Source organism: Streptomyces viridosporus (genome assembly GCF_002078235.1).
In the GTDB taxonomy this organism is placed as follows: domain Bacteria; phylum Actinomycetota; class Actinomycetes; order Streptomycetales; family Streptomycetaceae; genus Streptomyces; species Streptomyces viridosporus.
Map to the genome: position 1 here is coordinate 1 of NZ_MSGP01000651.1, position 3,213 is coordinate 3,213.

2 protein-coding genes and 1 pseudogene are annotated in these 3,213 nt (G+C 75.6%); all 3 read left to right on the forward strand.

Features of this window, described 5'->3' with window-relative positions:
• The first annotated feature begins 147 nt into the window (after positions 1 to 147).
• Positions 148 to 1,320 (forward strand): alanine racemase, encoded by a 1,173-nt coding sequence (gene alr / locus B7L92_RS35060; RefSeq protein WP_081241258.1) that lies wholly within the window; start codon positions 148 to 150, stop codon positions 1,318 to 1,320.
• Between the two features lie 233 nt (positions 1,321 to 1,553).
• Complete coding sequence (locus B7L92_RS35065) at positions 1,554 to 2,807, forward strand: alpha/beta fold hydrolase (RefSeq protein WP_081241259.1); 1,254 nt, start codon at positions 1,554 to 1,556, stop codon at positions 2,805 to 2,807.
• Positions 2,773 to 3,184, forward strand: a pseudogene (gene tsaE / locus B7L92_RS35070) (tRNA (adenosine(37)-N6)-threonylcarbamoyltransferase complex ATPase subunit type 1 TsaE). The gene B7L92_RS35065 and the pseudogene tsaE overlap by 35 nt, the downstream one beginning before the upstream one ends.
• Positions 3,185 to 3,213 lie beyond the last annotated feature (29 nt).

Below are 3,213 nucleotides of genomic sequence, written 5' to 3' on the forward strand. Positions count from 1 at the left end.
GTCGGGACGGTGCGGGGGGCCGGGGGCCCGGGCCCGGTCCGGCGCGTGCAGCTCCGTGTCCCCGCCCCGCCGGGCGCACGGGACGCGGCCGCCGGAGCGCCCCCCGGTGGGCCGGGGGCGTCGCACCGCTCTGCGACACTGGGCGGAATGAACGAGACAGTTGCCCAGCGGACCGCTCCCCTGCGGGCCCGTGCCGAGATCGACCTGGCCGCCGTCCGGGCCAATGTGCGCACCCTGCGCAAGCGCGCGCCCGGCGCCGCTCTCATGGCCGTGGTCAAGGCCGACGGATACGGGCACGGCGCGGTCGCGTGCGCACGGGCGGCTGTCGAGGCCGGGGCGACCTGGCTGGGCACGGCCACGCCGCAGGAGGCGCTCGCGCTGCGCGCGCCCGGCGCCGGGGTGCCCGCCGACGTGCGGATCATGTGCTGGCTGTGGACGCCCGGCGGACCGTGGCGGGAGGCGGTCGAGGCCGACCTCGACGTGTCCGTCGGCGGGATGTGGGCGCTGGAGGAGGTCCGGCGGGCCGCCCGCCTCGCGGGCCGGGCCGCGCGGGTGCAGCTCAAGGCCGACACCGGGCTCGGGCGCGGCGGCTGCCAGCCCGGCGACTGGGCGGAGCTGGTCGCCGGAGCGCTGCGCGCCGAGGCCGAGGGGCTGCTGCGCGTCACCGGCCTGTGGTCCCACTTCGCCTGCGCCGACGAGCCGGGGCACCCCTCCATCGCCGCCCAGCTCGTCCGCTTCCGGGAGATGGTGGCGTACGCCGAGGGGCAGGGGGTGCGCCCCGAGGTGCGGCACATCGCCAACTCGCCCGCCACCCTCACCCTCCCCGAGACCCACTTCGACCTCGTCCGCCCCGGCATCGCGCTGTACGGCGTCTCGCCCAGCCCCGAGATCGGCACCCCGGCCGACCTCGGGCTGCGCCCGGCGATGACCCTGTCGGCCTCCCTGGCCCTGGTGAAGCACGTCCCGGGCGGCCACGGCATCAGCTACGGCCACCACTACGTCACCCCGGGTGCGACCACCCTGGGCCTCGTCCCCCTCGGCTACGCGGACGGCGTCCCGCGCCACGCCTCCTCCACCGGCCCCGTCCTGGTCGAGGGCAAGTGGCGCACGGTCGCGGGGCGGGTCGCGATGGACCAGTTCGTCGTCGACCTGGGCGGGGACGAGCCGGAACCGGGCGCCGAGGTGGTCCTCTTCGGACCCGGCGACCGCGGCGAGCCCACCGCCGAGGACTGGGCGCAGGCCGCGGGCACCATCGCGTACGAGATCGTCACCCGGATCGGGAGCCGCGTGCCGCGCGTCCATGTGAATGCGGCGCCATGAGCCCGTCGGCGTGGACCGGTCACCCGTCGGCACCGGCGGGAACCGGTCGGCGTGAGCCCGCCGGCGCGCACGCGCCCACGGGAGAGCCCAGGTGGAAGTCCAGGCGAGAACCCGGGTGAGAACCCGGGTGAAAACCTGGGTGAAAACCTGGGTGAAAGAGGAACAGGTCGGGTGACCCGCGCGGGGGCGCGGGCGCCCGCCCCGGCCAGCGGCCCGGCGAGGAGGAGCGGTACGTGAGCGAGAGCAGTGCGGAGGCCGTCACGACCGCGGCCACGGCGGCCGCCGCCTCCGCCGGAGCCTTCGGGGGCTGGCGCCGGGCGACCGGCATCGCCGGTGCGGCGATAGGCGTGATCGCCACCGGAGCGGCCGCCGGCGTGGCGATAGAACGGATGACGGTCGGCCGGGGCATGCGCCGCAAGGCCCGGCTCGTCCTCGACTCCGCGGGACCGTACGGCGCGCTGCGCGGCACGCCCGGCAAGGCGTACGCCGACGACGGCACCGAGTTGTACTACGAGGTCGACGACCCCGACCCGGACCCCGACGCCACCACGCCCGCGCGTCGCCGCCGGCTGTTCGGCCGCAGGCCCCCGGCACCGGTCACCGTCGTCTTCAGCCACGGCTACTGCCTCAACCAGGACTCCTGGCACTTCCAGCGGGCCGCGCTGCGGGGCGTGGTGCGGACCGTGCACTGGGACCAGCGCAGCCACGGCCGCTCGGGGCGGGGCGCGGCCCAGACGGAGCGGGGCGAGCCGGTCACCATCGAGCAACTGGGGCGGGACCTGAAGGCCGTCCTCGACGCGGCGGCGCCCGAGGGGCCGATCGTGCTGGTCGGGCACTCCATGGGCGGGATGACCGTGATGGCCTTCGCCGACCTGTACCCCGAGCTGGTCCGCGAGCGGGTCGTCGCCGTGGCCCTGGTGGGCACGTCGTCGGGGCGGCTCGGCGAGGTCAACTTCGGACTGCCGGTGGCCGGGGTCAACGCGGTGCGGCGGGTGCTGCCGGGGGTGCTGAAGGCGCTCGGGCAGCGGGCGGAGCTGGTGGAGAGGGGGCGCCGGGCCACCGCGGACCTGTTCGCCGGGATCATCAAGCGGTACTCGTTCGCCTCCCGGGACGTGGACCCGGCCGTCGCCCGGTTCGCCGAGCGGATGATCGAGAGCACCCCGATCGACGTGGTCGCCGAGTACTACCCGGCGTTCAACGACCACGACAAGACCGAGGCCCTCGCCCACTTCGCCGGGCTGCCGGTGCTGGTGCTGGCCGGGGTGCAGGACCTGGTGACGCCCAGCGAGCACAGCGAGGCGATCGCCGATCTGCTGCCGGACGCGGAGCTGGTGCTGGTGCCGGACGCCGGGCACCTGGTGATCCTGGAACACCCGGAAGCGGTCACCGACCGCCTGGCCGACCTGCTCGTCCGCGCGGGCGCGGTGCCGGCAGGCACTACCGTGAACGGTTATGGAAGCACCAGCGACACCGCACGGCCCGGCTGAGCCGCAGCCGTCCCGGCAGCCCGTGAACGCCGTCGAGCTGACCGTCACCTCGCCCGAGCAGATGCGCGAGCTCGGCCGCCGGCTCGCCGAGCTGCTGCGCGCGGGCGACCTCGTGATGCTCTCGGGCGAGCTCGGCGCGGGCAAGACGACCCTNNGGGCTCGACGAGATGGAGGACCTCGACCTCGACGTCTCGTTGCCCGAGTCGGTGATCGTCGTGGAGTGGGGCGAGGGCAAGGTGGAGGAACTGACCGAGGACCGCCTCCGGCTCGTCATCCACCGTGCGGTCGGCGACACCACGGACGAGGTGCGGCACGTCACGCTCACCGGGCTGGGCGAGCGCTGGAAGGGCACCGACCTGGGCGTGCTGTCGTTCTGAGGCGCACGCCGAGGCACACGCGCGTCCGG

Bases quoted from the DNA above. Each gene is read 5' to 3' on its own strand.
- alr (WP_081241258.1), top strand. From the start codon at position 148: ATGAACGAGACAGTTGCCCAGCGGACCGCTCCCCTGCGGGCCCGTGCC.